General features: G+C 60.8%; 24 protein-coding genes, 1 pseudogene and 1 other annotated feature (1 of these 26 only partly in view). Of the genes and pseudogenes, 7 read left to right on the forward strand and 18 right to left on the reverse strand.

The features are described 5' to 3' along the window. Positions 1 to 78: 78 nt before the first annotated feature. Positions 79 to 399 carry a DUF1292 domain-containing protein gene (locus QZS13_RS03550; protein ID WP_295585552.1) on the reverse strand — a complete coding sequence of 107 codons (321 nt, stop codon included), beginning with the start codon at positions 397 to 399 and terminating at the stop codon, positions 79 to 81. A gap of 228 nt (positions 400 to 627) precedes the next feature. On the opposite strand from QZS13_RS03550, the gene QZS13_RS03555 reads away from it, so the two are divergent. Next, positions 628 to 3,204, forward strand: a complete 2,577-nt coding sequence (locus QZS13_RS03555; RefSeq protein WP_295585554.1) for a transglycosylase domain-containing protein — start codon at positions 628 to 630, stop codon at positions 3,202 to 3,204. Between the two features lie 72 nt (positions 3,205 to 3,276). Here the strand turns inward: QZS13_RS03555 and QZS13_RS03560 are convergent, their stop codons facing one another. From QZS13_RS03560 to QZS13_RS03600, 9 genes are all read right to left on the reverse strand, one after another. Next, entirely contained in the window at positions 3,277 to 3,771 is a 495-nt protein-coding gene (locus QZS13_RS03560) for a molybdenum cofactor biosynthesis protein B (RefSeq protein WP_295585558.1), read from the reverse strand. Beyond that, positions 3,764 to 4,822 carry a sulfate/molybdate ABC transporter ATP-binding protein gene (locus QZS13_RS03565; RefSeq protein ID WP_295585561.1) on the reverse strand — a complete coding sequence of 353 codons (1,059 nt, stop codon included), beginning with the start codon at positions 4,820 to 4,822 and terminating at the stop codon, positions 3,764 to 3,766. Before QZS13_RS03565 ends, QZS13_RS03560 begins: the two co-directional genes overlap by 8 nt. Next, complete coding sequence (modB, locus tag QZS13_RS03570) at positions 4,819 to 5,487, reverse strand: molybdate ABC transporter permease subunit (RefSeq protein ID WP_295585563.1); 669 nt, start codon at positions 5,485 to 5,487, stop codon at positions 4,819 to 4,821. The genes QZS13_RS03565 and modB overlap by 4 nt, the downstream gene beginning before the upstream one ends. A 99-nt stretch (positions 5,488 to 5,586) precedes the next feature. Next, positions 5,587 to 6,393: a molybdate ABC transporter substrate-binding protein gene (gene modA, locus QZS13_RS03575; protein ID WP_295585565.1), complete on the reverse strand. Its 807-nt coding sequence runs from the start codon at positions 6,391 to 6,393 to the stop codon at positions 5,587 to 5,589. A gap of 128 nt (positions 6,394 to 6,521) precedes the next feature. After that, entirely contained in the window at positions 6,522 to 7,541 is a 1,020-nt protein-coding gene (locus QZS13_RS03580; RefSeq protein ID WP_295585567.1) for a molybdopterin-binding protein, read from the reverse strand. Beyond that, positions 7,538 to 7,981, reverse strand: coding sequence for an MOSC domain-containing protein (locus QZS13_RS03585; RefSeq protein ID WP_295585569.1), 444 nt, complete (start codon positions 7,979 to 7,981; stop codon positions 7,538 to 7,540). The genes QZS13_RS03580 and QZS13_RS03585 overlap by 4 nt, the downstream gene beginning before the upstream one ends. Before the next feature lie 5 nt (positions 7,982 to 7,986). Next, positions 7,987 to 8,466: a cyclic pyranopterin monophosphate synthase MoaC gene (moaC, locus tag QZS13_RS03590; protein WP_295585571.1), complete on the reverse strand. Its 480-nt coding sequence runs from the start codon at positions 8,464 to 8,466 to the stop codon at positions 7,987 to 7,989. Between the two features lie 3 nt (positions 8,467 to 8,469). Next, the gene (gene moaA / locus QZS13_RS03595) at positions 8,470 to 9,414 is read right to left on the reverse strand and encodes a GTP 3',8-cyclase MoaA (protein ID WP_295585574.1); all 945 of its coding nucleotides are present in this window, start codon (positions 9,412 to 9,414) and stop codon (positions 8,470 to 8,472) included. 126 nt (positions 9,415 to 9,540) lie between these two features. Further along, complete coding sequence (locus QZS13_RS03600) at positions 9,541 to 10,212, reverse strand: Crp/Fnr family transcriptional regulator (RefSeq protein ID WP_295585578.1); 672 nt, start codon at positions 10,210 to 10,212, stop codon at positions 9,541 to 9,543. A gap of 121 nt (positions 10,213 to 10,333) precedes the next feature. Here QZS13_RS03600 and hcp point away from each other — a divergent pair, with 121 nt between their 5' ends. Then, on the forward strand, positions 10,334 to 11,977 hold the full coding sequence (gene hcp / locus QZS13_RS03605) for a hydroxylamine reductase (protein ID WP_295585582.1): 1,644 nt from the start codon (positions 10,334 to 10,336) through the stop codon (positions 11,975 to 11,977). A 53-nt stretch (positions 11,978 to 12,030) separates the two neighbouring features. On the opposite strand, the gene QZS13_RS03610 is transcribed toward hcp, so the two are convergent. Together QZS13_RS03610 and QZS13_RS03615 are read right to left on the reverse strand one after the other, a co-directional pair. Further along, a complete protein-coding gene (locus QZS13_RS03610; protein ID WP_295585584.1) occupies positions 12,031 to 12,417 on the reverse strand; it encodes a hypothetical protein in 387 nt (128 codons plus the stop codon). A 252-nt stretch (positions 12,418 to 12,669) separates the two neighbouring features. Beyond that, on the reverse strand, positions 12,670 to 13,143 hold the full coding sequence (locus tag QZS13_RS03615; protein WP_295585586.1) for a TspO/MBR family protein: 474 nt from the start codon (positions 13,141 to 13,143) through the stop codon (positions 12,670 to 12,672). Positions 13,144 to 13,335: 192 nt separating this feature from the next. Here QZS13_RS03615 and yqeC point away from each other — a divergent pair, with 192 nt between their 5' ends. The 3 genes and pseudogenes from yqeC (at position 13,336) to selD (ending at position 16,127) form a co-directional block, all read left to right on the forward strand. Continuing rightward, a complete protein-coding gene (gene yqeC, locus QZS13_RS03620) occupies positions 13,336 to 13,998 on the forward strand; it encodes a selenium cofactor biosynthesis protein YqeC (RefSeq protein WP_295585588.1) in 663 nt (220 codons plus the stop codon). Continuing rightward, positions 13,992 to 14,768: pseudogene (gene yqeB, locus QZS13_RS03625) on the forward strand (selenium-dependent molybdenum cofactor biosynthesis protein YqeB); the annotation flags it as partial. The gene yqeC and the pseudogene yqeB, both read left to right, overlap by 7 nt. Positions 14,769 to 15,089: 321 nt before the next feature. Then, on the forward strand, positions 15,090 to 16,127 hold the full coding sequence (gene selD / locus QZS13_RS03630) for a selenide, water dikinase SelD (protein WP_295585590.1): 1,038 nt from the start codon (positions 15,090 to 15,092) through the stop codon (positions 16,125 to 16,127). 47 nt (positions 16,128 to 16,174) lie between these two features. Here the strand turns inward: selD and QZS13_RS03635 are convergent, their stop codons facing one another. Both QZS13_RS03635 and QZS13_RS03640 read right to left on the reverse strand, forming a co-directional pair. Then, positions 16,175 to 17,089: a ketopantoate reductase family protein gene (locus QZS13_RS03635; protein ID WP_295585592.1), complete on the reverse strand. Its 915-nt coding sequence runs from the start codon at positions 17,087 to 17,089 to the stop codon at positions 16,175 to 16,177. Between the two features lie 58 nt (positions 17,090 to 17,147). Beyond that, entirely contained in the window at positions 17,148 to 18,035 is an 888-nt protein-coding gene (locus tag QZS13_RS03640; protein ID WP_295585594.1) for a 4Fe-4S cluster-binding domain-containing protein, read from the reverse strand. A 224-nt stretch (positions 18,036 to 18,259) separates the two neighbouring features. Between QZS13_RS03640 and QZS13_RS03645 the strand changes: the two genes are divergently transcribed. Continuing rightward, positions 18,260 to 20,080, forward strand: a complete 1,821-nt coding sequence (locus tag QZS13_RS03645; protein WP_295585598.1) for an FtsW/RodA/SpoVE family cell cycle protein — start codon at positions 18,260 to 18,262, stop codon at positions 20,078 to 20,080. Beyond that, positions 20,067 to 21,437 carry a penicillin-binding transpeptidase domain-containing protein gene (locus QZS13_RS03650; protein WP_295585601.1) on the forward strand — a complete coding sequence of 457 codons (1,371 nt, stop codon included), beginning with the start codon at positions 20,067 to 20,069 and terminating at the stop codon, positions 21,435 to 21,437. Before QZS13_RS03645 ends, QZS13_RS03650 begins: the two co-directional genes overlap by 14 nt. Positions 21,438 to 21,482: 45 nt before the next feature. Here QZS13_RS03650 and QZS13_RS03655 read toward each other — a convergent pair whose 3' ends face one another. The 4 genes from QZS13_RS03655 to QZS13_RS03670 form a co-directional block, all read right to left on the reverse strand. Next, a complete protein-coding gene (locus QZS13_RS03655; RefSeq protein WP_295585602.1) occupies positions 21,483 to 22,865 on the reverse strand; it encodes an MATE family efflux transporter in 1,383 nt (460 codons plus the stop codon). Positions 22,866 to 23,029: 164 nt separating this feature from the next. Further along, positions 23,030 to 23,866: a MetQ/NlpA family ABC transporter substrate-binding protein gene (locus tag QZS13_RS03660; protein ID WP_295585604.1), complete on the reverse strand. Its 837-nt coding sequence runs from the start codon at positions 23,864 to 23,866 to the stop codon at positions 23,030 to 23,032. Positions 23,867 to 23,899: 33 nt separating this feature from the next. Further along, positions 23,900 to 24,580: a methionine ABC transporter permease gene (locus tag QZS13_RS03665; protein WP_295585606.1), complete on the reverse strand. Its 681-nt coding sequence runs from the start codon at positions 24,578 to 24,580 to the stop codon at positions 23,900 to 23,902. Beyond that, positions 24,573 to 25,598, reverse strand: a complete 1,026-nt coding sequence (locus QZS13_RS03670) for a methionine ABC transporter ATP-binding protein (protein WP_295585608.1) — start codon at positions 25,596 to 25,598, stop codon at positions 24,573 to 24,575. The genes QZS13_RS03665 and QZS13_RS03670 overlap by 8 nt, the downstream gene beginning before the upstream one ends. A gap of 48 nt (positions 25,599 to 25,646) precedes the next feature. Further along, positions 25,647 to 25,767 (reverse strand) — a binding site (T-box leader) (it continues 125 nt past the right edge of the window).

Consider the following 25,767-nt stretch of genomic DNA (forward strand, 5'->3'; position numbering starts at 1 on the left):
CCGCACCATGAGGGGGGCATCCCGTTTCAGAAATGTGGGTTTAAATAAAACCCGTCACGCACCGAGCAGGAATCACGTTCAGGCGTGTTCCTCGTCCTCGTCAGCGAAGAGGGCCTCCATAAACTGCTGATAAACCAGCTCCAGCTCCTCGTCACTGTCCAGGGTGGAGAGCTGATCCTCTCCGTCCACATGGACCACCTTCAGGATGATGAGGCCGTTTTCCTCGTCGTCCAGGTCCACCTCTTCCACACCGTCCTCCTGCTCCTCGCCCTGGATGGCGGGGAAGAAGGCCATGTAGGTCTGACCGTTGTAGTCCAGGGTATCTACGTGCTCCAGCTCAAACTCGTTGCCCTCTTCATCGGTCACAGTGATGAAATCGGGACCAAATTCTTCACTCATAGATGGCACCATACCTTCCTTAGCGTCGTCTCTATTGTAGCCTGTACCGGCGAAAAATGCAAGAGTGGACCGGGCTAAATTTTTTGATATGTCGGATTGGGATACAAAAAAGCCGGGAAAGAGGGTGGACAACAGGTGAGAACGTGATATAATAACATCGATTCTCTGTAAGCATCAGACGCAGACAGCGGGCCAAAAGGCCTGCTTATCAATACGGAGGTGTCATTTTTGCCGTCAAGATCCAATCAAAGTCCCCGGCCGCGGAAGGGCCGGAGCGAAAAGACCTACAACCCCGCGCTGCATATCCTGGGGATTGTGGGTAAGGTCGTGGGGACCTTCCTGCTGGTCATGCTGATCACGGGGATCATCCTCGTCTGCTTCGCCATGGTCTATATCAAAACGGTCATCCTGCCCCAGGCCCATCTGGACGCCAGTTTTGATATGAACCTGACCAGCACCATCTATTATATGAACCAGGAGACGGGACAATACGAGGAACATCTTTCCCTTCACGGTACGGAGAACCGCAAGAAAGTGACCTACGATCAGATCCCGGAAAATCTGGTCAACGCCACCATCGCCATTGAGGACGAGCGCTTTCTGACCCACGACGGCGTGGACTGGAAGCGTACCATCGGCGCCACGGTGAATATGTTCATCGGCATGAAGGACACCTTCGGCGGCTCCACCATCACCCAGCAGCTGCTCAAGAACATGACCGGAGACAACAGCGGCACCGTCAACCGTAAGGTCCGCGAGATCTTCCGGGCCCTGGAATTTGAGAAGAATTACACGAAAGAGCAGATTCTGGAGCTCTATCTCAACACCATCTACCTGGGCAAGACCTGCTACGGCGTTCAGACGGCTGCCAACTACTACTTCGGCAAGGATGTCTCGGAACTGTCGGTGGCGGAGTGCGCATGTCTGATCGCCATTACCAACAACCCCTATCAGTACGGCCCCATGTCCACCCTGGTCATCACCCGGGAGGACGGCACCCAGGTAACGGCGCGGGAGCTGAACAAGGAGCGTCAGGAGCGGATTCTGGACAAGATGACTGAGGTGAAGGATCCGAAGACCGGCGAACCTTTCCTGACGGAGGAAGAGGCGGAGGCTGCCAAGGCAGAGCCGCTCCAGTTCACCGACGGGACGACTTCTTCCGACGACCAGGGCACTACCTCCAGCAGCGGCGTGAAGATCAACTCCTGGTTTGTGGACCAGGTGTTCCTGGACGTGTCCAACGATCTGGCGGAGGCGGAGCACATCTCCGTGGAGGCCGCCCAGAAGAAGATCTACAACAGCGGCTATAATATCTACACCACGCTGGACCCGGAGATCCAGGAGATCGCCGAGTCCGTGTATGAGGACCGCAGCAACCTCAATGTGACTTCCCGCAACGGCCAGCTGCTGCAATCGGGTATTACGATTATCGACCCGGAGACCGGCAACATTGTGGCCATGGTAGGCGCGGTGGGTGAAAAGGACCGGAACCTGGGGTGGAACTACGCCACGGGCCGGCGGCAGGTGGGCTCGTCCATCAAGCCGCTGACGGTCTACGCGCCGGCGCTGGACGCCGGTGTGGTGACCATGGCCTCCACGTTTGATAACTATCCTGTGCGGCTTTTGAACGACAGCCCGTGGCCCAAGAACTCCCCTCCGGGGTACAGCGGCTGGACGACGCTGGCCAACGGCGTGGCCAACTCCATCAACACGGTGGCCGTACAGGTGGTGGAAAAGCTGACGATTCCCGCCTCCTACGCCTTTGCCACGGAGAAGCTGGGGCTGAACCTGGTGGCAGACGATATGAACACCGCCGCTCTGGGCCTGGGCGGACTGACCCACGGCCTTTCCACGGTGGAGATGGCTGCGGCTTATGCCACCTTTGCCGACGGCGGCATCTATCATGAGCCCCGCACCTATGTGAAGGTCACTGCCTCCGACGGTGTGACGGTGGTGCTGGAAAACGAGAGCGAGGAGCATGTAGCCATGAAGGAGACCACGGCGTACTTCATGAACCAGCTCCTCCAGGGGGTGGTCAACGGCGGAACCGGCGGCAGTGCCAAGTTCAGCGGCATGACCATTGCCGGCAAGACCGGTACTACCAGCGACAACTATGACCGCTATTTCGTGGGCTACACGCCCTATTACGTGGCCGCAGTGTGGACGGGCTATGATTCGCCGGAGAAGATCAGCTACTCGGGCAACCCGGCCATCACCATGTGGAAGAAGGTCATGCAGAAGATCCATGAGAATCTGCCCAACAAGTCCTTCTCCACGCCCTCTTCTGGACTGGAGACGGTGGAGGTCTGTTCGGACAGCGGCCTGCGGCCCACGGATGCCTGCCGGGCGGATGTGCGCGGGTCCCGTGTGCGTACGGTGACGGTGGCTGCCGGTACGGCGCCTACGGAGTCCTGCAACCTTCACACCATGGTGGACTACTGCACGGAGGGCAAGTGCCTGGCCGGGGAGAACTGCCCTGCAGAGAGCGTGAAGCAGGTGGGCGTCCTGGACTATGTCCGGACGGACTACGGTGAGAGCATCAAGGCGGACGATGACGCCTATTTGCTGGTGAATATGCAGAAGGCGGCGGAGGCCGGCTGTCCCGTCCACACCCAGGCGGCCACGGAGCCGGAGCAGCCTGTCACCGACCCGGTGGAGACGCCCACTACAGACCCCAATGACCCCAACTACGATCCTTCCGGCGGCTTCGGCGACGAGAACATGCCCACGGAGCAGCCTTCCACAGAGCCTCAGAATCCTCCGGAAACGGATGAGAGCTGGGTCATCTGGCAGGAGAACGGCTGAAGCTGCGAACGGCACCGGAACCAATAAAAGAGCAGCGTTCCCACAAGGGAACGCTGCTTTTTTTGCGCTTGCTCAGGACTGGGACGCACAGTCGGCTGGCCCGCCGGTGAGCATTTCGAGCCCGTGGCCAAGCGCCGGGAGCACGGCCTCCAGATTTTCCCGGGCGGCCTTGGGAGAGCCGGGTAGGTTGAGAATCAGAGTTTTGCCCCGGATGCCCGCCTGCGCCCGGGAGAGCATGCCCCGGGGAGTAATGCGCATGGAGGCGCTGCGCATGGCTTCCGGGATGCCGGGGGTCAGCCGCTGGCAGACGGCCAGGGTGGCCTCCGGCGTCACGTCCCGGGGGGAGAAGCCCGTGCCGCCGGTGGTGACAATCAGGGATACACCGGATTGATCGCTGAGCCGGCACAGCGCTGCTTCGATCTGGGGCTGCTCATCTGGGACAATGCAGGTGTGGGTCACCTGATAGCCGGACTGCTCCAGCAGGGAGGCCACCAGCGGGCCGCCTGCGTCGGGGCGCTCGCCCCGGAAACTGCGGTCACTGACGGTTACAACTGCGGCGTTAAACATGGTGTATCTCTCCTTTTTCACATGGAAACAACAAAATATCGTCCGGGTTAACCTGTACGTGGATTCTGCTGCCCGGGGCGGGACAATTACCGGAGGGCAGCGCCATCCGCAGCGGCGGGGTACCTGGCGGCGCGTCGTCCGGGCGGAGCAGAATGGTGGCGGCGCCTACGTCCGGCAGGATCCGCTCCACAGAGCAGGAAAAGGCACCGGGCGCGTCCGCCGCGGCAGGATGTACGGCGGCTGCCCGGATGGCTGCCCGGGTGCTGCCGGGATGCGTACTGCACGGCAGCGTAATGCCCCACTGGGGAAGGAACACGTGCGTACCGTCGGTCTGGGCGTCGGCAAAATTTTCGCAGCCTGCCAGACGGGCGGCGGCCTCTGTGGCAGGGTGGTGTACCAGACGCTCCGGTGAGGTCACCGGCTGGGTGTGTCCCCGCTCCATAACGCAGATGGCCGGGCAGTTGCGGAATACCTCACCCCGGTCGTGGGACACCCACAAAAGCGGGCCGCGGAAGTCCGACAGCAGCGCGGAAAGTTCTACTTCCAGCTGACTGCGCAGGTAGCTGTCCAGGGCGGAGAAGGGCTCGTCAAGCAAAATGGCGTTGGGCTCTGAAGCAAGAATACGGGCCAGGGCAGTGCGCTGCTGCTGGCCTCCGGAGAGCTGACGGGGCCGCAGAGAGGCCACATCCTCCAGCTCCATGCGGTGGAGCAGTTCGTCTGCCACCGCCTCCCGGCGGGCCTTTTGGCGTACAGCCACGGCAATGTTTTGCCGCACGGTCATGTTGGGGAAGAGGGCGTACTGCTGGAAGAGATAGCCCACCTGCCGCTGTTGGGGCGGCAGATTCACGCCGGCGGCGCTGTCGAAGAGGACACGTCCGTCCAGAGTGATGCGGCCCTCGTCCGGCCGGAGGATTCCGGCAATGCACTTGAGTGTCACGGACTTCCCGCAGCCGGAGGCTCCGAACAGGGCCAGCGGCGTCCGGTCTGCCTCAAACTGCACATCCAGAAAAAAGCTGCCCAGCCGTTTGCGAATGGATACGGAAAGACTCATGACCGGACCTCCTTTTGCCGCACTTCCAGCAGATTTACCGCCAGCAGAAAGACGGTCGACAGCGCAATGTTCACCAGAACCCACCGCAGGGCTCCGGCGTCGTCGTTGGTACGCCAGAGCTGATAGACTGTGGTGGAGATGGTAGCGGTACGGCCGGGGGTGTAGCCGGCGACCATGGAGGTGGCACCGTATTCTCCCAGAGCCCGGGCAAAGGAGAGCACAGCCCCTGCCAGGATTCCCTGGCGGCAGACCGGCATCTGGACCCGCCAGAAGATCCAGGTGTTGGACCGGCCCAGGGTGCGGGCGGCGTCTGCGAGCGTCGTGTCGAAGCTCTCAAAGGCACCCCGGGCGGTACGGTACATCAGGGGGAACGCCACTACCACCGTGGCAAAGATAGCCGACCACCAGGTCATGACCATCCGCACGCCGAACGTCTCCAGAACAAAAGCGCCCAGCGGCCGCTTGGGACCCAGCAGCACCAGCAGCAGCCAGCCTACCACCGTGGGCGGCAGTACCAGCGGCAGCGTCAGCACCACGTCCAGAATACCCTTTGCTGCCCGGGGCAGCCGGGCAATGTAATAGGCGGAGAAAATCCCCAGGAAAAACACCGCAGCCGTGGAAATGGCGGCGATGCGCAGGGAATTAAGGAGGGGATACCAGTCCATATGAGGGCCTCCTGAAAGGGAGAATAGAGATACGCCATTTCCACCCGCCTTAGGCGGAGCGCCGCAGTGCGGCGTTCAAGCGTTTCCGGGCCCGGCGGATCAGCCCAGAGGCGTGAAGCCTACGCTCTCAAAGACAGCCTTGGCATCGTCAGAGGACAGATAGTCCAAAAACGCTTTGGCCTCATCGCTGTGCTGGCTCTGTGCCAGGACGGCGGCGGGATAAATCACCTGTCCGCACATATCGGCGGTGGCTTCGTCCACGGTGTCAAGTCCGGCGGAGAAGGCGTCGGTTGCGTAGATGATGCCGCAGTCCACGGCATTTTCGCTGACCTGGGTGGTGACCTCCTTGACGTCGGAGCCGTAGGTGAGACAGCGGCCGATGGCGGACTCGTCCAGCCCATAGTAGGCAAAAATCTTCTGGGTGTACTGTCCTACGGGAACGTCGCTGTTGCCCATGGCCAGCAGCACATCCCCGCTTTGCAGCAGCTGGGAGAGCTGATCGAAGCTCTCAATGCCGGCGGGATTGCCCTCGGGAACGGCCAGCGTCACCTTGTTTTCCAGCAGATCCCGGCGGGTGCCCTCCAGCACGCCGCCCTCTTGCTCCAGGGTGTCCATCTGCGTGGGAGCTGCGGAGATAAACAGATCGCACACGGCGCCTTCCTGAATCTGCTTGAGCAGATCGCCGGAGGAGGCGTAGGAGGGAACGATGGTGACCTGGGGCGCGACGGACTGATAAAGACCGATGATCTCATCCAGCGTCTCCGTCATGGAGGCGGCGGCAAAGACCGTCAGCTCCACAGCCTCGCCTTCCGTGGATTCCTCCTGGGAGGATGCCTCTTTCTGGCCGCAGGCGGCCAGGGACGCGGCCATGGACATGGCCAGCAGCAGGGCAACAAGCTTCTTCATAATAGTCTTCCTTTCTGATGATAGTCTGATAAAACCGCCTTTTCAAGAGCGGGAGTATCTATTCGTAATACTTGATTGAGAATAACGCTAGGGGAAAAGGATGCGCCGGAGTCCGGCGCGTCCGCATATTATTTTCCAAAGGGGCACACAGGCCAGTGGCAGGGCTTGCATCCCAGGCACAGCCCGCCCTCACCCATAACGGCGAAGTCCGCACGGGTCATCTCCACACCGGCGGCCAGGCGGGGCAGCGCCAGGTCAAAGATGGTGGCACCGGCGTACATGACGCATCCGGGCAGGCCGCACACAGCGGTGCCGTCGTCATAGTAGCCCAGGAGAAACATGGCGCCGGGCAGCACCGGGGCACCGTAGGTGACGATGCGGGCACCACTTGCCTTGATTCCGCCGGGCGTATTGTCGTCCGGGTCCACGCTCATGCCGCCGGTGCAGCAGATGAGATCGGCGCCGGTGGCGCGGGCCTGGGCAATGGAGGCGGCCACATGGTCCACGCCGTCGCCGGAGTAGAAGACCTCCAGTGTCTCAATGCCGTAGGAGGCCAGCTTGTCCCGGACTACAGGGGTGAAGGTATCCTGGATACGGCCGGTGAGCACCTCGCTGCCGGTGGCCACGATGGCGGCGGTCTTTTTCACGAAAGGCAGCAGCTCCAGCAATGGACGGTTCCCGGCAGCATCCTCGGCAGCCCGGAGCTGTTCCTCCCGGATGATGAGGGGGATGACCCGGGTACCGGCCAGCTTGTCGCCCGTTCGGACAGCGGTATTGCCGTGACGGGTGGCGACCATAATTTCGTCCAGACTGTTGAGGGCGGTGAGCCGTGCGCTGTCCACCCGGAACAATCCGTCGCACCCGGCAGTGATTTCAATCTTGCCTTCGCTGGCCTGGCTGCGTTCCATGTGTTCGTTCAGGCACAGGGCACAGAGCCGCTCCGCTGCATCGTTTTCGTGGACCATGCCCGGCTCCATCTCCCACACATACAGATGCTCCTTGCCCATGGAGAGCAGCACCGGGATGTCCTCCGGCTGAACTACGTGGCCCTTGCGGAACCGGGGGCCCTTGTAGGTATCCTTGATGATCTGAGTCATGTCGTGGCACAGCACATGGCCCACGGCGTCCTCGGTACGGATCAGTTTCATAATGCCGCCTCCACTACTTCGATCTCATCGCCGGGGCGTACAGTGCCCTCCCGCACGACGATGGCAAAAATGCCCTCCGTGGGCATGACGCATTTGCCTACTGCCTTTTTGATGGCGCAGTCGCTGTGGCACTCCTTGCCGATCTGGGTGACCTCCACCTCGGTTTCGCCGATGCGCAGGTGGGTGCCCACAGGGAGGTGCTTGAGGTCAATCCCGCAGGTGTTGATGTTCTCGGCGAACACGCCTGCATCCAGGGGGATGGGGCAGGCATCGCGCATGGTATCCACGCTCTCCTCGGCCAGGAGGCTGATCTGCCGGTGCCAGTCGCCGGCATGGGCATCTCCCACGATGCCGTGGTGCAGCCGGAGCTGAATTTCCGGCACCGGGTGTTTGATGGTGCCCTTTTTCTCGCTGATATTGACGGATACAACCGTGGCCAAGGGGCTCACTCCTTTATCTTGTAGTCTCCGCTCTTGCCGCCGGATTTTTCCAGCAGGCGGATGTTGGTGATACGCATATCCTTTTGAACGGCTTTGCACATATCGTAAATGGTCAATGCCGCCACGGACACGGCGCTCAGCGCCTCCATCTCCACACCGGTGACGCCGGTGCAGGTGACGGAGGCCCGGATGGATACCATGCAGGGCTCGTCCGAAAGAGCGAACGTGATGTCGATGCCGGTGAGGGGCAGGGGGTGACACATGGGGATCAGCTCCCAGTTGTGTTTGGCGGCCTGGATACCGGCCACCTGGGCTACGGCCAGCACGTCACCTTTTTTCATGGTGCCGTTTTTGATATGGGTCATGGTCTGGGGGGCCATGCGGATCTCGCCCGCTGCTACGGCAGTGCGGTGGGTGACAGCCTTATTGGTCACGTCCACCATTTTTGCCCGGCCCTGTTCGTTGAAATGTGTCAGTTCGTCCACGGTTCATCCTCCGATCTCATTCATGGTGCGGGGGGTTTTGCTGCCGCCGGAAGCCAGATGATGCCGGGGGGGCTTTTGGGCGATGCCCCGGACGATAGCGTCCAGCAGCGCCTGGCCGTGCAGTCCCCGCAGGGGGAGCTCCTCCGCAGAGTGCAGGCAGCCCTTGAGTCTGCCGTCCGCTGTGACCCGGACCCGTCGGCAGTCGGCGCAGAAGTCGTGGCTCACCGGGGAAATCAGGCCCACCGTGCCTGCCGCACCGGGCAGACGGTACCGGCGGGCTACGCCCTGGGAGGAGATTTCCTGTAAAGTGGAAACCCTTTTCAGCACTTCCTCCCCGGGGAGAAAGCAGCTCTTGTCCCAACCGGCGCAGGGGCCCATGGGCATCAGCTCAATGAAGCGCATCTCCCAGGGGTGGGTGCGGGTAAGATCGACCAGATCTTCGATCTCGTCATCGTTGAAGCCGCCGATCAGGACGGTGTCAAATTTCAGGTTCTGAAAGCCAGCCTTTTCCGCGGCGGCAATGCCCGACAGTACGTCCGAAAGCGTTCCGCGCCGCGTCATGGCGGCGAATCGATCCGGCCGCAGGGTGTCCAGACTGATGTTCAGCCGGTCCACACCTGCTTGGCGAAGCGGTACTGCCAGCGTCTCCAGAAGCGAGCCGTTGGTGGTCATGCAAAGCTCCTGAAGGCCGGGAATGGCCCGCAGGGACCGGCACAGCTCCACAATGCCCCGCCGTACCAGAGGTTCTCCACCTGTTAAGCGAATCTTCTTTACACCAAGCTGCACACAAGCTGACGCAATTTCCGCCAGCTCCTCCAGCGTGAGCATCTCCTCATGATGCCGCTTGGGCACACCCTCTTCCGGCATACAGTAGCGGCAGCGGTAATTGCAAAGGTCCGTTACGCTCAGACGAAGGTAATCTATGGTTCTTCCGCAGCCATCCAGCATAAGGGCCTCCTGTCGTGATACTCAATGAAGGTAAACGTTATTGGTTTCATGATAGCAGATTCCGGAAAAAAGTCAAGAAAAAGGGTGCCCCGCCGTTGTTCGGCGGGGCAGTCGGAAATATGCGGATCAGCAATCCTCCGCACCTTTGAGAAGACGGAAATAATTGCGCTGGGTTTCGATGAGCCCATCCTGCTGCATTTTGCTCAGTTCATTGGACAGGGCGCTGCGCTCTACGTTCAGGTAGTCGGCCAGCTGCTGACGGTTGAAGGGGATGGTGAAGCTGCGCTTGCCGGTGCGGATGGCCTGATAGGAAAGGTAAGACAGCAGGCGCCCCCGGATGGTCTTGGGGGCCGTATGGAAGATCTTGCGGGACAGATTCAGGTTTTTTTGGGCGGAGAGCGCCAGAAGATTCTGAATGAGCCGGCTGTGATGGGTACAGCTGTGGGTGCAGATCTGCAGGACTCGTCCTACATTTAAAAAGAGAACTTCTGCAGCCTCGGCAGTGACCACATCCACCATCATGGGCTCGCCGGGGGTGCAGGCATAGGTCTCGGCGAAGATCTGCCCGGGGCCCACGCTGTCCAGCACAGTGGTGTTGCCCCAAAGGTCGTTGTTCTCAATTAGTGCCCGGCCGGAGAGGATCAGACCCAGGGAGGCGGTCACGTCGCCGGTGCGGAGGATCATCTGACCCTTGGCATAGCACCGGTGCTCCGCTCCCAGACAGCCCAGCATCTCCTCCGCCTCCTGAGGCGAAATTCCGCGGAAGAGGGGAGTTTTCGATAAAGCGGTAAAATCCATAGTGATTTGTTCCCTTCGTTGTTATAACAACATCTGTATGGGAAAAACTCTAGTATAGTATGCACAGAAAGTCAAGCCCGGTGATGCCAGGTGTCCCGGGGACGTACAGGAGGAAATGAATTTGGAACAGAACATGTTTTGCTATCAGTGCCAGGAGACGGCGCTCTGCAAGGGCTGCACCCGCGTGGGCGTGTGCGGAAAGACCCCCGATGTGGCAGCCATGCAGGATCTTCTGGTGTATGTGACCAAGGGCCTCTCCGCCGTGACTACCGCTCTGCGGAAAGAGGGAAAGCCGGTCTCCGCCCAGGTCAATCACCTCATCACCCTGAATCTCTTCACCACTATCACCAACGCAAACTTTGACAAGGAGGCCATTGAGGCCCGCATCCGTGCCACGCTGGACACCAAAAAGGAGCTGCTCTCCCAGCTGAGCGACACCGCGAACCTGCCCGAGGCTGCCCTGTGGGACGGCATCGGCAGCTGGGAAGAGAAGGCCAAGACGGTGGGCGTTCTCTCCACCGAAAATGAAGATATCCGCTCTTTGCGGGAGCTGATCACCTATGGCCTCAAGGGCCTTTCCGCCTACTCCAAGCACGCCAACGCGCTGCTGCAGGACGACGGGGAGGTGGACGCCTTCTTGCAGCGGGCCCTGGCTGCCACACTGGATGACAGCCTCAGCGCAGACGAGTTGGTAGCGCTGACGCTGGAGACCGGCAAGTACGGCGTCTCCGGCATGGCTCTGCTGGACAAGGCCAACACCACTGCCTACGGAAACCCTGAGATCACCAAGGTGAACATCGGCGTGGGCAAGAACCCGGGCATCCTGGTCTCCGGCCACGACCTGCGGGATCTGGAGATGCTGCTTCAGCAGACCCAGGGCACCGGCGTGGACGTGTACACCCACTCCGAGATGCTGCCGGCCCACTACTATCCCGCCTTTAAGAAGTACCCCAACTTTGTGGGAAACTACGGCAACGCCTGGTGGAAGCAGAAGGAGGAGTTTGAGTCCTTCCATGGCCCGATCCTCATGACCACCAACTGCATCGTGCCCCCCAAGGACAGCTACAAGGACCGCCTCTACACCACCGGCGCCGCCGGATACCCGGGCTGCCGGCACATCCCCGGCGGGATCGGCGAGGAGAAGGACTTCTCCGCCATCATCGAGCACGCCAAGCGCTGTGCGCCGCCGGAGCAGATCGAGCAGGGCGAGATTGTGGGCGGCTTTGCCCACGCGCAGGTGCTTGCCCTGGCTGACAAGGTGGTCGAGGCCGTCAAGTCCGGTGCCATCCGGAAGTTCGTGGTCATGGCCGGCTGTGACGGCCGGGCCAAGAGCCGGGAGTACTATACGGAGTTTGCCAAGGCCCTGCCCCACGACACGGTCATCCTCACGGCAGGCTGCGCCAAGTATAAGTACAACAAGCTGCCTCTGGGCGATATCGGCGGCATTCCCCGGGTGCTGGACGCGGGCCAGTGCAACGACTCCTACTCTCTGGCGGTGATCGCCCTGAAGCTCAAGGAGGTCTTTGGCCTGGAGGACATCAACGACCTGCCGATCGTCTACAACATTGCCTGGTATGAGCAGAAGGCGGTCATCGTGCTGCTGGCGCTGCTGTACCTGGGGGTCAAGAACATCCACCTGGGCCCCACGCTGCCGGCATTCCTCAGCCCCAACGTGGCCAAGGTGCTGACGGAACAGTTCGGCATTGCCGGTATCGGCTCTGTGGAGGAGGACCTGGCGCTGCTGGTGGGTCCGTCCGAACACTGACGGAAATCGAAAGACAGGAAAAAGCAGGGCACAAAAGTGCCCTGCTTTTTGTTTTAGTTGGCAGCTTCCTGGACGGAAACGGCTACGGGAGCCGGGTCCTCATTGTCCAGGGTACCGGTGTAGGTGACCACCACCTTGTCGCCCTCTTCCAGAGCGCTCTGGTCCACATCATCACCGAAGTCGAAGATGTGGTAGTCGCCCTTGTCGTCCACCAGTACCAGGTAGCCGTCCAGGCGGTTCACGATACCGGTGAAGGTCTGGGTCTCCGCGTCCTGATCCTTGGTGTCATCCTGTCCCGCGGCGTCCTGTTCCATGGGAGCGTTCTGCTCGGTGACGGCCTGCTGGTCATCGGTATTCTGCTTGCCGGCGTCTTTTTTTCCGCAGGCAGCCAGGGACAAAAGCAGGCACGCGGCCAGAGCAAACGTAAGAATTTTTTTCATGAGATAAATTCCTTTCCAAATGATATGCAAACAGTCTCTCCCAACTGGCTTGCAGATTCTCCCTTCGTTTTCCCTCCTGCCGTTTTTGGATTTTTGCTGTTTCATCCTCCTCACCCGGCAGTGCCCGTGATTATATAGCACGCCGCATGGGAAAGAAACTGCAATTTGGAAACAAATTCTGACTGAAAAATGACAATTGTGAACAAATTGAAAAGGCGGAGGGAATATTTCCCTCCGCCTTTGGGCCGGAATTCAGTTCAGCCGCCAGACTCCGAAGTTCAGATAAGCCGCAAAACTCACCCACAGAAGATAGGGGATCTGCATCCAGGCGGCCAGACGGTCGGTCCGATGAAACACGGCAATCATCCAGATAATCAGGCCCCACAGCACCAGCAGCCAGATGAGCGCCAGACCGAAGCGCTGGAGATTGAAGAAAATGATACTCCAGAAGAAGTTGAATCCAAGCTGCAGGAAAAAGATCCGCAGTCCCTGACTCCGCGCATCAGACGGGGAAGCCAGATAGATCCGGGCTGCGCCGGCACCCATCAGGGCAAACAGAATGCCCCATACAATGGGGAAGGCTATGGGTGGCGGGGAAAGCGGCGGCTGGACAATGGACTGGCTGTACGTCTTTGCGCCTTTCCGGGTCAGCCAGCCGGAGAGGGCGCCGATTGCCTCTGTCAGGAGAATCCACACCGCGTAGATTTTCCACCGATGTTTTCGCATAGATCATCACCCGGTATGAGCTTATGCAGTTTGGCAGGGTGCTATACAGATGCCGGACATTTTCAATATGGAAAAATTTTCGGATGATTTGTCAAACTCGTGCGCGGACGTTACAGGGTGCAGGCCTGCCGCCCTTGACGGTGGGGCACGCAGGTGTTATTCTACAAAAAGAAGAACGAAAGGGGGAGCGGTATGGCACTGGCTGACCTGCTTGCGGTGGGCCCCGGCGTCACCGCTGTCATTGGCGGCGGCGGCAAGACCACGCTGCTGGCTGTGCTGGGCCGGGAGTTGGCGGCAAAAGGGCGGGTGGTGCTGTGCACCACCACGAAGATTTTTCCCTTTCCAAATCTGCCCTGCGCCCGCACGGCGGAGGAGTTGGAAGCGCTGGCCGGTCAAAGGCTTGTCTGCACGGGAACGGTGATCCCGGAAACGGGGAAGCTCACGGCTCCGCCGGTCCCCATTTCCGCGCTGGAGCGGGAATTTGACTATGTGCTGGTGGAAGCGGACGGGGCGGCCCACCGGCCGCTGAAGGCCCATGCGCCCCATGAGCCGGTGATCCCGCCGGAGGCATCCAATGTGATTTTGGTGGTGGGGGCGTCCGGCTTTGGGCAGCCGATTTCTCAGGCGGCTCACCGGCCGGAGCGGTATGCGGCGCTGGCGGGCGCGGGGCTGGAGGATCTGGTCACGCCGGAACTGGCGGCGGCGGTGATCCGGGCGGAGGGACTCCACGACCGGGTGTATCTCAACCAGGCGGAGACGCTTTTCCGTCCGACGGACGCAAAGACTTTTGCACAGTGCACGGGCGGACCCGTTTTGGCGGGCAGTCTGCAAAGAGAGGAGTATTTTGTATGCTGACGGTGATTCGCGGCGCCGGGGACCTGGCCAGTGGGATTGCCCTGCGGCTCAGGCGTGCCGGGATTCGGGTGGTCATGACAGACGTGGAGCGGCCGACTGCCATCCGGCGGACGGTGTGCTTTTCCCAGGCGGTGGTCCTGGGGGAGACAGTGGTGGAAGGCGTGACAGCCCGCCGGGCCTCGTCTCCCAAGGATGCGTTGGCCTTGCTGGAAGAGGGTGTTATCCCTGTGCTGGCCGACCCGGAGGGGGCCTGCATCCCGGCGCTGAGACCGGCGGCGGTGGTGGATGCTATCCTGGCCAAGCGGAACCTGGGGACGAAGATCACGGACGCACCGGTGGTCATCGGCGTGGGACCCGGCTTCACTGCCGGAGAGGACTGTCATGCGGTGGTGGAAACCATGCGTGGACACTACCTGGGCCGGGTGATGTACCAGGGCTCCGCCATTCCCAATACGGGGATTCCGGGCCTTATCGGCGGCTTTGCCGGCGAGCGGGTGTTGCGGGCCCCGGCGGACGGCGTGTTCCGCCAGGTGCTGGATATCGGCGCCCAGGTGAAGATGGGCGACGTGGCCGCCACCGTGGATGGTCAGCCCATGGTCTGCACCCTAGACGGCGTGCTGCGGGGCATCCTGGCGGACGGTACGCCGGTGCACAAGGGCATGAAGGCGGGGGACATCGACCCCCGGTGTGAGATCCGCCACTGCTACTGTGCCAGCGACAAGGCGCTGGCAGTGGGCGGCGGTGTGCTGGAGGCTATTTTGCACTTTACCGGCGCTCTGGAAGAGGCAAGCGCACCCGCTGCTGCGGACTTGTACAGTGCGGTGCAAAACGAGCTGACGGAGGGCAGAAGTCTGGCGGCACTGGCTATGCTGATCGACGGCGGCCGGGAGCTGGAGTTCACGTTCCGGAGCGGGACCTATTTCCTCTCCCGCCATGGTTCTGCCCGGGGGGTTTCCCTGTGGCATGAAAAGGAAGAGCAGGCCTTTTCCAATGTGTGGAGCCTGCTCTCCGGCGCCCGGCTGGAGGGCGTGCCTTTCCAGGAGGCATGGATATCCTGCGCCATTGTGACGCTCTTTTAAGGAGGCTTGCAGATGGAAAACGAAGTGAAGCTGACGAAGCTGGCCAAATGTGCCGGGTGCGGCGCCAAGGTGGGAGCGGGCGTGCTGGCCCGTCTGCTGGAGGGAATCCGGGTCCATGAGGACCCCAACTTGCTGGTGGGCTTCGACAAAAGCGACGACGCCTCGGTCTACAAGGTCAGCGACGATCTGGCCCTGGTGCAGACCGTGGACTTTTTCCCGCCCATCGCCGACGACCCCTATCTCTTCGGCCAGATCGCCGCTACCAACGCCCTTTCCGACGTGTACGCCATGGGCGGAGAGCCGAAGCTGTGCCTGAATATCATGGCGATTCCCGAGTCCATGCCCTCCGAAGCGGTGCATCAGATGCTGCGGGGCGGCTATGACAAGGTGTATGAGGCCGGAGCCCTCATCACCGGTGGACACAGCATCCTGGACGACGAGCCCAAGTACGGCCTGGCGGTGACAGGCTTTGTCCATCCGGACCGGGTGCTGACCAACGCGGGGGCCCGTCCGGGGGACGTGCTGGTGCTGACCAAGCCCCTGGGCATCGGCATCCTCACCACAGCGGCCAAGGCGGGCATGGCCTCGGCGGAGGCGGTGGCTCTGGCGGAGCGGCTGATGACCACCCTCAATAAGTCCGCCCGGGACGTGATGGTGCGCTACCGCGTTCATGCCTGTACGGATGTGACGGGCTTTGGCCTGATGGGCCACGCCTGCGAGATGGCCCAGGGCAGCGATGTGGAGCTGGAGATTGACACAGAGGCAGTGGACCTCATCCCGGAGGCGGTGGAGCACGCCAGAATGGGGGTCCTGCCTGCGGGCATGTACCGCAACCGCAGCTTTGCCCAGGACTATGTGGACCCGGGCACTGTGGAGCTTTGCCGTCAGGATGTGCTGTACGATCCCCAGACGGCAGGCGGCCTTCTGATGGCGGTGGCGCCGGAGGATGCTCCGGCGCTGCTGGCGGAGCTCAGGGACTGCGTGCCCAGCGCCCAGCGCATTGGCAGCGTGCGCCCTTACGGAGGCGGGAAGCGGATCTTCCTGCGCTGAAAAGAGAAAATCCGTCCGGGAGCATTGCTCCCGGACGGATTTTTTATTTAATAGGCGGCTTCCATCTGCTGAATCTTGCGGTAGAGCCAGTCGTTGACCGGCGTGGGGATATGGTGGATGGCACCCAGGCGCCGGATGGTGCCGGAGAACAGCTCCACCTCGCTTTTGCGGTGGGCCTTGCCGTCCTGGCGCATGGAGGGCTCGCCGTCGGCGGGGAATTCTTCCATGACGTGCACCCAGCCCTGGAGGTCCTCCTCAGTGAGGGAAATGCCCTGGGCGTTGGCCACGGCCATGACCTCCCGCATGGCGCCTACCATGATGCGCTTGGCCTCCGGCTGGCGCAGTCCGCCATAGCCGCACTCAAATACCATGGCGGTCTGATTGCAGCCGGTGTTGACCATCAGCTTGCTCCACATGTGGCGGCGGATGTCCTCAGGCAGCTCATAGTCCATGTGGATGCGGTCCAGCAGGGCGGTGAGGGCGTGGAGACGGGTGGGATCGGCTCCGGCAGGCACACCCAATGCCAGGTCGCCGAAGGGGGAGATGGTGGCTTGATTACCCACTTTCACGGCGGACATCTTCTGGGCCACGCACCAGACTACCTTTTCACTGCCGAAGGCCTGGGACAAAACCTCCTCGCTGGTGATGCCGTTCAGAACAGAGATCAGGGTGGTGTCCGGTCCCACCAGATGGCGGCAGGTTTCCACGGCGTCATGGAGGGCACCGAACTTCACGGAAAAGAGCAGCAGGTCCACCGGCTCGGTCACCTGGGCGGCGTCCTCGTAGCGGAAATCGCACAATTGACCGTTGAGGTATACGCCCTCGCTGCGGTAGCGCCGGACCCGGCCGGCGTCTGCCAGGACCATCACGTGTTCCCGGCCCAGTCCCTGGGTAAAGAGGTGGGCGTAGAGCACGCCCAGCGCGCCCAGGCCAATGATGCCGACGGTTTTGATTTCTTTCATAGAGAGCCTCCTTTTGATGATGGAAAACGGCGGAAGGATGTCCCTCCGCCGTTGCTGTTTATGCGATCCGAACCAGATATTTCAGATCATAGGGTTCGTAGACCACTTTTTCGTAGGCCTCCACGTCCAGCGGCGTACCGTCCCAGTCGGAGTGGATGTCTCCGTTCTGCTTGATGAGGATATCGTAGAGGATATCATAGGTAACGCCGTCAGTGGGGTCAGTCTCCACGATGGTGGAGTAGGGCAGGGTCTTGTGGTAGGTCAGCTCCATGCCCTGATAGTCGAAGTGGAAGCCGCAGCGCATCCGGCAGCCGTCCAGCCCGGTGTAGCGGGCGATCTTCTTCAGATCCTGAAGAATCTTGTCACCCTCTTCTTCGTAGAGGTTTTCCGGGGTGGTGGCGGTGTAGTCAAAGCGGAACTGGATGGAGGCGCCGGGGATCTTGTGGAACCGGTCCAGGTAGGGGACCAGACCCTCGGCGGGGTAGTTCTTGTAGAGCACGCAGTTGACCCGGAAAGGCACCGGCAGCCGGGCCAGCAGATTGTCGTTGGACTCCACCACATAGTGCTGCATGTGACGGGAGACATTGATGCAGGTGATCTTGTGCTTGTTGCGCTCGGCGAATGCCAGAATGTCCTCCTCGGACTGGTGCTCAGAGACGGGGAGGGTGGTGTTGATATAGACTTTGTGGGTGGTGGGAATCTCGTCGAGCATACGCTGGAGCGTCTCCAGATCAGCGAAGGGCTCGCCGCCGGTGAACACAAAATCACAGCGGGGTGTGATGGCGTCCATACGCCGAATGCTCTGGCAGATTTTGTCGGCGGAGAAGCCCGTCAGATCTGCGTATTCCCCCTTGTTGATGCAGAAGGGGCAGTGGTTCTTGCAGTCGTAGGGGACGAAAATCGTCACCGTAGCGCCGCCTTCCCGGGTTTTATAGGGATGTTTCATGATGATCGGCCTTTCAGAAGTAAGATCAAAGGTATATGCGCAAAAGCTGCGTTAAGAAACCTTTCAAATTTTCATGTCAATTCCTTATTGTAATGGATTTTTTCCATAAGGTCAAGAGAAAATACGAAATTCCAGATTTCCATGTCCGGTTCCCGGGACTGTACAAAAAGGGGGAATCCTGCTATAATCAACTTCGATTTGAATCTGAAAAGGAGGTGGACAGCATGGAGGCGATGCTTGCACCCGTACAGTCTTTTTTTGACGCGCTGGCGCAGTTCCTGGCGGATCATCCGATGGTGGGCGAGGGATATACGGCGTTTGTGCGTTTTTTGTTCCCGGCCCTGGCCATTTTGATTTTGTACCGGGCGGTGCGCTCTTTGCTGCGGATTCCCCACACGCCGGAGACCTGGGGACAGCTGAGCCTGCCCAACGGCGCGCCGATTCTGCTGACCCACTGGGAAAATATCATCGGACGGAGTGCCGCGGCGGACGTGCGGCTGAACTACCCCAGTATTTCCCGCCAGCACGCGGCGCTGTGCCGGGGGGAGGACGAGCAGTGGACGCTCTATGATCTTGGCTCCAAGGGCGGTACGCAGATCAACGGCGAAGAGGTCAAGGGCTCCGCGCCGGTACGCCTGGGCGATACCATTACGCTGGGCGGCGTGCCGCTGATGTTTTTGCCCCAGACCGTAGCTGAGAGGGAGGAGCTGGATGAAAAGCGCCGCATGGAGCGGCCGGCCGCCATCTGGCCGTCCTTTTTGTGGCTGACGGTGTTCCAGGTGCTCACCTGTGTGCAGCTGATCGTGGCCGGCGGCGGTGCGAACGGGGCGCAGATTGCCCTGGCTTTTTTGGGGCTGACGGTAGTCATGTGGCTTTATTTTGTGGCGCTGCTTTGTACCCGGTGTGTGGGATTCGAGCTGGAAACCATCGCGTTTTTCCTCTCCACGCTTTCCCTGGCCGTCACAGCTTCCAGCGCGCCGGAGAGCCTTTTCAAGCAGTTTCTGGCCATTTTGCTGGGGCTGGTGCTGTTTTTGGTGCTGGGAATTTTCCTGCGGGATCTGGGCCGGGTGCAGAAGATCCGCTGGCTCATGGCCGCAGCAGCCATCGGTCTTCTGGGTATCACATTGGTGGCAGGCAGCCGCAAGTACGGTGCCGTCAACTGGCTCACCATCGGCTCTATGTCCTTCCAGCCCTCGGAGATCGCCAAGATCTGCTACATCTTTGCCGGCTCCGCCACGCTGGAGCGGCTGTTCCGCCGCCGCAATCTGACCCTGTTCATCGTCTTGACCGGCGTGTGCATCGGTCTTCTGGGCATTATGAGCGACTTCGGCACGGCGGCGATCTTTTTCGTCACGTTCCTGGTAATCGCCTATCTGCGGTCGGGGGACTGGACCACGCTGTCGCTGATCTGCGGCGCCGCGGTGTTCGGTGCCGGCATCATCGTCAAGTTCAAGCCGTACATTTTGAGCCGGTTTGCCTCCTGGGGCCATGCGTGGGAGGCGGCCTCCACCACGGGCTACCAGCAGACGCGGACCATGGCCGCGGCTGCTTCCGGCGGCCTTGTGGGAATGGGGCCCGGCAACGGCTGGCTCTATAAAATCCCGGCGGCGGACACGGATCTGGTGTTCGGCATGGTGTGCGAGGAGTGGGGCCTTCTGATTGCCCTGCTGGCCGTGGGCGCTATCATTACGTTGGCGCTGTTTGCCATCCGGGCGGCCCGGGTGGGCCGCTCCAGCTTCTACACCATCGCCGCCTGCGCGGCGGGATCGCTGCTGGTGTTTCAGACCTGTTTGAACGTGTTCGGCTCTGTGGACCTGCTGCCCCTGACCGGCGTGACGTTCCCCTTTGTCTCCAACGGCGGCTCGGCTATGATGTCCGCCTGGGGGCTGCTGGCCTTTTTGAAGGCTACGGATACCCGGGAAAACGCCAGCTTTGCCATCCGAAGCGCGCCTGCGCGGCGGGTGACCCAGGAGGCACGCCGACGGGCGGAGCCGGTAGGCGATCCCTTTGCCCGGGAAGAGGAGGCACAGGATGAAGAAGATTGAGCGAAGAACACTGGTGTGTCTGGTGCTGGCACTGTGCCTGGCGGCGGGCATGTGCGTGTTTTTGGGGAAGTATCTGCTCCAGGGCGGCAGCTGGGCCTCCTCGGCCTTCAATCGCCATCTCTATAATACAGACGGCCAGCTCTCCAGCGGCACCGTGCTGGACCGGGACGGAGATGTGCTCTCCACCGTGACGGATGACGGGCAGCGTACTTATTACGATAATGCAGATGTCCGCAAGGCGACGCTCCACGCGGTGGGGGATCTCCAGGGCAACATCGGCACCGGTGCCCTCAACGCCTTTGCCGACAAGCTCACAGGCTACAATCTCCTCAACGGCGCATTCGGCGCCGGAGCGGGCAGCGATCTGTATCTGACCATTGACGCCCGGTACAACTATGAGGCATACAAGGCCCTGGGCGGCCATGCCGGCACGGTGGCGGTGTACAATTACAAGACCGGTGAGATTTTGTGCATGGTTTCCGCGCCCAGCTATGACCCGCTGAATGTGCCTGCGGACATTGAGACCAACGACCGCTATAAGGGTGCCTACATCAATCGTTTCCTCTCATCCACCTTTACGCCCGGCTCTGTTTACAAGACGGTGACGCTGGCGGCGGCGCTGGGGGAGATTCCGGATCTGGAGCAGCGGACCTGGACCTGTGAGGGCTCTGTACAGATCGGAGACGAGACGATCATCTGCTCCGGAACCCACGGCCAGCAGAACATCGGCGACGCCTTCGCCAATTCCTGCAACGTGGTGTTTGCCCAGATTGCGGCAGAGCTGGGGGCGGACACCCTGAAAAAGTATACAGAGCAGGCGGGGCTGACGGACAGCTACTCTGTAAATGGACTGCCTACAGCAGCCGGCTCGTTCCAGTGGGATGATATTACGGACGGCCAGCTGGGATGGGCGGGTGTGGGCCAGGGACAGGATCAGGTAAACCCCTGTGCCCTGATGGTGTATATGGGAGCTATTGCTAACGGCGGCAAGGCGGCAAAGCCCTATCTCATTGAAAAGACCGTCTCCGCCCTGGGACTTCCGTCTCTGCCCCACTTTACCGGAAAGACCGGACAGCTGGTGTCGCCCGACACGGCCCAGACCCTGTCCGACATGATGGCGGAAAACGTCCAGAAAACCTACGGAGCCGGCCGCTTCCCCAACATGGATATCTGTGCCAAGTCCGGTACCGCCGAGGTGGGGGAGGGGCAGACGCCCCACGCCTGGTTTGCCGGCTTCCTGCGGGGAGAGGATACGCCCTACGCCTTTGTGGTGCTGGTGGAAAACGGCGGCGGCGGCAGCGCCGTGGCCGGTACGGTGGCCAGCCGGGTGCTGGATGTGATTGTGAACGGATACTAAAAAAGAGAACCGCTGGAAAGCGGTTCTCTTTTTTTATTAAATAAGTCAGGCAAGTCCCAGATGACGCTTGAGCTTCCGCATGGTAATGGCGATGCACAGGAAATGTACGCTGGCGGTCACCACCCAGGAGACGGGATAGGACCAGTAGATGACATCCACCGTATGGTAGGCGGGATTCTGGAACAGCAGGGAGATCCAAACCAGGCGCAGCACGCAGGCGCCCACCAGTGTGACCACCATGGGCAGCACGGAGTATCCGATGCCACGCAGCGTTCCCACGCACGAGTCCATAAATCCGCACAGCACATAGGTCACCGCAACGATTTTCAGCCGCACCAGGCCCGCCTGGATGACGGCGGGGCTGGGGGAGTAGAGGGAGAGCAGCTGCGGTCCGAAGAGATAGGTCACGCCGCCCAGTGCCAGGCCCAGCACCAGCACGCACAGCTCTACACGGGCCAGGATCTGCCAGATGCGGCGATAGTTTCCGGCGCCCATGTTCTGGCTGGTAAAGGAGACGTTGGCCTGATAAAAGGCGTTGAGGGCTACGTAGATGAAGTTTTCAATGTTGCTGGCAGCAGAGTTGCCGGCCATGACGGTTTCTCCGAAGCCGTTGATGGATGCCTGAATCACCACATTGGAAAGGGAGAAGAGAATGCCCTGCACACCGGCAGGCAGACCCACCTGCAAGATCTGCCGCAGCTTGACCTTGTGGAAGCGCAGACTGTGCAGATCCAGATGAATGGCACCCTGCTCCTTCACCAGGCAGCGGATCACCAGAGCGGCGGAAATGCACTGGGAGATGACGGTGGCCAGTGCAACGCCCGCCACATCCATCTTCATGACGATGACGAAGAACAGATTCAGGATGACATTGACGATGCCGGCGAAGAAGAGATAGAACAGCGGCCGCTGGGTGTCGCCCACGGCCCGCAGCAGCGCTGCGCCGAAGTTATAGAGCATTGTGGCGGCCATACCGGCAAAGTAGATGCGCAGATACAGTGCGGCTAAGTCCAGCACGTTGGCCGGGCACTGCATCCACACCAGGATCTGACGGGCTCCGGCTACGCCTACCACCGTCAGGATCAGACCGCTGCAAAGACCCAGCAGCATGGCGGTGTGGACGGTTTTGCTCAGCCCGTCGTCATCCTTGGCACCGTAGTGCTTGGCGGCCAGAATGTTGGCGCCGATGGACAGACCCAGGAAAAGGTTGGTCAAAAGTGCGATCAGGGAGCTGTTGGAACCCACTGCCGCCAGGGAGTTGTCGCCGGCAAAGCGGCCCACAACAATCACGTCGGCCGCGTTGAATAAAAGCTGCAGCATACTCGAGCACATAAGCGGCACGGCAAAACGCAGCAGCTTGGGCAAAATTGCGCCGTTGCACATATCAATTTCGTAGCTCTTGGAAACTTTGGCCGCCTTGGCGGACATGGCAGATCGCTCCCTTGCAGATGTACTTTCCGCCCCATGAGGGCAGCAACGCCTATTCTAACACGTCTTACAGAGGAATTCCAGACCACTTTTACAAGTTCTTAACATTTTTCATGAAAAAGAGACAGGCTCCATACGGAGCCTGTCTCGGAGGGGAACGGTGCTCAGAACGCAGGGACCACCGCACCGTCAAAGGTGTCTTCGATGTAGGTGCGGACGGTGTCGGAGTGCAGGGCTTCCACCAGTGCCTGGATGGCGGGGTTATCCTCATTGCCTTCCTTGACCACCAGCACGTTCACATAGGGGGAGTCGGAGGACTCAATGGCCAGGGAGTCGGTGGTGGGGTTGAGGCCGGCGCCCAGGGCATAGTTGGAGTTGATGACGGCCAAGTCAACCTCGGAGACAATGCTGGGGATGGTGGCGGCCTCCACTTCCACGAAGGTCAGGTTCTTGGGATTTTCGGCAATATCCTTGGGAGTAGAGGACAGGTTGGAGCTGTCGGTGAGGGTGATGAGGCCCTGGGCCTCCAGCAGCAGCAGTGCGCGGCCCTCGTTGGTGGGATCGTTGGGCACGGCGATGGAGGCGCCGTCAGGCAGGTCTTCCAAAGAGGTGGTCTTGCCGGGATAGATGCCCATGGGCTCAATGTGGACACTGGCCACGTCTACCAGATGGGTGCCCCGGGAGGCGTTGAACTCCTCCAGATAGGGGATGTGCTGGAAGTAGTTGGCGTCCTCGTCCCCGTCCTCCACGGCGGTGTTGGGGACCACATAGTCGCTGTATTCATTGATGACCAGATCGATGCCCTGCTCGGCCAGGATGGGCACGCACTGCTCCAGAATCTGCGCGTGGGGCGTGGGGGAGGCGGCCACCGTCAACGTGGTGGTCTCGGCAGGCGTTTCAGCGGGAGTCTCAGCGGGGGTTTCTTCCTTGGAACCGCAGGCGGTGAGGGACAGGGCCAGAGTCAGGGCCAGGGCGGCGGTGAAAATGCGCTTGTTGTTCATAACTTCTTTCCTCCAAATATTTCAAATTTTGATTTATTTCAAACGCTTGTCGATGCGCTTCGACAACCAATTGAAAACGAATTGAATGATCTGCACCAGAATGATGAGAAAGATTACGGTTACCCACATAACAGAGGGGACGTTGCGGTTGTGGCCGTATCGGACGGCGATGTCGCCCAGGCCGCCGGCGCCTACGGTGCCGGCAATGGCGGTATAGGCCAGGATGGTGACGATGGAAATGGCGCCGCCCAGGATCAAGGAGGGCTTTGCCTCCGGCAGATAGACCTTCCAGACGATCTGGGCGGGGGAGGCGCCCATGGACTGGGCCGCTTCCACCACGCCGGCATCCACCTCGCTGAGGGAGGTTTCCACCATGCGGGCAATGAAGGGGGCGGCGGAAACCACCAGGGGAACGATGGCGCCCTTGACGCCGATCTTGGTGCCCACCACCAGCTTGGTAAAGGGCATAATGGCTACCATCAAAATGATGAAGGGGAAGGAGCGGCCCACGTTGACGATCCAGTCCAGAATGCGGTAGGTGCCCCGGTTGGGACGGATGCCGTGGGGCCGGGTCAGGATCAGGGCCACGCCCAGGGGAAGGCCGATCAGGTAAGCGAAAACGGTGGAGATGCTGACCATCAGCAATGTGTCCACAGTGCCCTGGATCAGGGTGTCTCCGTATTCGGCCCAGAAGGCGGCAATGGATTCAAGCATGGTATTCGACCTCCTCGATGGTGAGATTGGGCTGGGAGCGAAGATATCCGATGGCCCGGGCGGCTTCGGCAGGTTCCTGGGGCAGGCTCAAGAGCATGGTGCCGAAGGCGTGGCCGTTGATGTTGCGGGTATCGGCGCCCAGGATGTTGGCCTTCACGCCGCAGTCGATGGCAAGGGAGGCGATGAGAGGCTGGTAGACGGTGCCGCCGTTGAAGGAGATGCGGATGGCCCGGGAGGAGGGGGGGACCTGCTCGGCCCGGATACCGCCGGGATACACCAGCTGCCGGGCGGCGTCGGTCTTGGGGTTGGAGAAGATCTCCTGCACGTCGCCCTGTTCGGCCACCACGCCGCCGTCCAGGATGGCGACCCGGGAGCAGATCTCCTCGATGACGCTCATCTGGTGGGTGATGATGACCACTGTGACCCCCAGCGTCTCGTTGAGGTTTTTCAGCAGCGCCAGGATGGAAAGGGTGGTGGTGGGGTCCAGAGCGGAGGTGGCCTCGTCGCACAAGAGCACTTTCGGGTTGGTGGCAAGGGCCCGGGCAATGGCCACCCGCTGCTTTTGACCACCGGAGAGCTGTCCCGGATAGGCGTCCGCTTTGTCGGCGAGGCCTACCAGGTCCAAAAGCTCCAGCGCCCGCTTCCGGGCCGCCGGGGCGGAGACACCGGTCAGTTCCATGGGAAAGCATACATTTTTCAAACAGGTGCGCTGCATGAGCAGGTTGAAGCTCTGGAAGATCATGGTCACGTCCCGGCGGGCCAGCCGCAGTTCCTTTTCCGAGAGCGTCGTCATGTCCTTCCCATCCACGATTACGTGGCCGGAGGTGGGGCGCTCCAGAAGGTTCATGCACCGCACCAGGGTGGATTTCCCCGCACCGGACAGACCGATGATGCCGAAGATCTCTCCTTGCCGGATGTCCAGGTTGATATCCTCCAGGGCGTGGACGGCGCTCTCGCCGGTGCCGAAGGTCTTTGTAAGATGCTGGATCTGAATGATGGATTCACTCACAGTTCCCATCGTCCTTTCTTGCTGTCAGGCATAAAAAAACGTCCCTGACGCATCTGCGTCAAGGACGAACGTACTGCTACGCCGTGGTACCACCTTGCTTCGCACGCTCCCTCGCGGAAGCGGCCTTAGAGAGTGCCAACACACTCCTGCGCTGTGACGTGCGCTCACGTCGTGACCT

It is taken from the genome of uncultured Oscillibacter sp. (assembly GCF_900546705.1).
Taxonomy (GTDB): Bacteria; Bacillota; Clostridia; order Oscillospirales; family Oscillospiraceae; genus Oscillibacter.

Bases quoted from the DNA above. Each gene is read 5' to 3' on its own strand.
- QZS13_RS03550 (WP_295585552.1), bottom strand. From the start codon at position 399: ATGAGTGAAGAATTTGGTCCCGATTTCATCACTGTGACCGATGAAGAG.
- QZS13_RS03560 (WP_295585558.1), bottom strand. From the start codon at position 3,771: ATGTTTAACGCCGCAGTTGTAACCGTCAGTGACCGCAGTTTCCGGGGC.
- QZS13_RS03565 (WP_295585561.1), bottom strand. From the start codon at position 4,822: ATGAGTCTTTCCGTATCCATTCGCAAACGGCTGGGCAGCTTTTTTCTG.
- modB (WP_295585563.1), bottom strand. From the start codon at position 5,487: ATGGACTGGTATCCCCTCCTTAATTCCCTGCGCATCGCCGCCATTTCC.
- modA (WP_295585565.1), bottom strand. From the start codon at position 6,393: ATGAAGAAGCTTGTTGCCCTGCTGCTGGCCATGTCCATGGCCGCGTCC.
- QZS13_RS03580 (WP_295585567.1), bottom strand. From the start codon at position 7,541: ATGAAACTGATCCGTACCGAGGACGCCGTGGGCCATGTGCTGTGCCAC.
- moaA (WP_295585574.1), bottom strand. From the start codon at position 9,414: ATGCTGGATGGCTGCGGAAGAACCATAGATTACCTTCGTCTGAGCGTA.
- QZS13_RS03600 (WP_295585578.1), bottom strand. From the start codon at position 10,212: ATGGATTTTACCGCTTTATCGAAAACTCCCCTCTTCCGCGGAATTTCG.
- QZS13_RS03610 (WP_295585584.1), bottom strand. From the start codon at position 12,417: ATGAAAAAAATTCTTACGTTTGCTCTGGCCGCGTGCCTGCTTTTGTCC.
- QZS13_RS03615 (WP_295585586.1), bottom strand. From the start codon at position 13,143: ATGCGAAAACATCGGTGGAAAATCTACGCGGTGTGGATTCTCCTGACA.
- yqeC (WP_295585588.1), top strand. From the start codon at position 13,336: ATGGCACTGGCTGACCTGCTTGCGGTGGGCCCCGGCGTCACCGCTGTC.
- selD (WP_295585590.1), top strand. From the start codon at position 15,090: ATGGAAAACGAAGTGAAGCTGACGAAGCTGGCCAAATGTGCCGGGTGC.
- QZS13_RS03635 (WP_295585592.1), bottom strand. From the start codon at position 17,089: ATGAAAGAAATCAAAACCGTCGGCATCATTGGCCTGGGCGCGCTGGGC.
- QZS13_RS03640 (WP_295585594.1), bottom strand. From the start codon at position 18,035: ATGAAACATCCCTATAAAACCCGGGAAGGCGGCGCTACGGTGACGATT.
- QZS13_RS03645 (WP_295585598.1), top strand. From the start codon at position 18,260: ATGGAGGCGATGCTTGCACCCGTACAGTCTTTTTTTGACGCGCTGGCG.
- QZS13_RS03650 (WP_295585601.1), top strand. From the start codon at position 20,067: ATGAAGAAGATTGAGCGAAGAACACTGGTGTGTCTGGTGCTGGCACTG.
- QZS13_RS03655 (WP_295585602.1), bottom strand. From the start codon at position 22,865: ATGTCCGCCAAGGCGGCCAAAGTTTCCAAGAGCTACGAAATTGATATG.
- QZS13_RS03660 (WP_295585604.1), bottom strand. From the start codon at position 23,866: ATGAACAACAAGCGCATTTTCACCGCCGCCCTGGCCCTGACTCTGGCC.
- QZS13_RS03665 (WP_295585606.1), bottom strand. From the start codon at position 24,580: ATGCTTGAATCCATTGCCGCCTTCTGGGCCGAATACGGAGACACCCTG.
- QZS13_RS03670 (WP_295585608.1), bottom strand. From the start codon at position 25,598: ATGGGAACTGTGAGTGAATCCATCATTCAGATCCAGCATCTTACAAAG.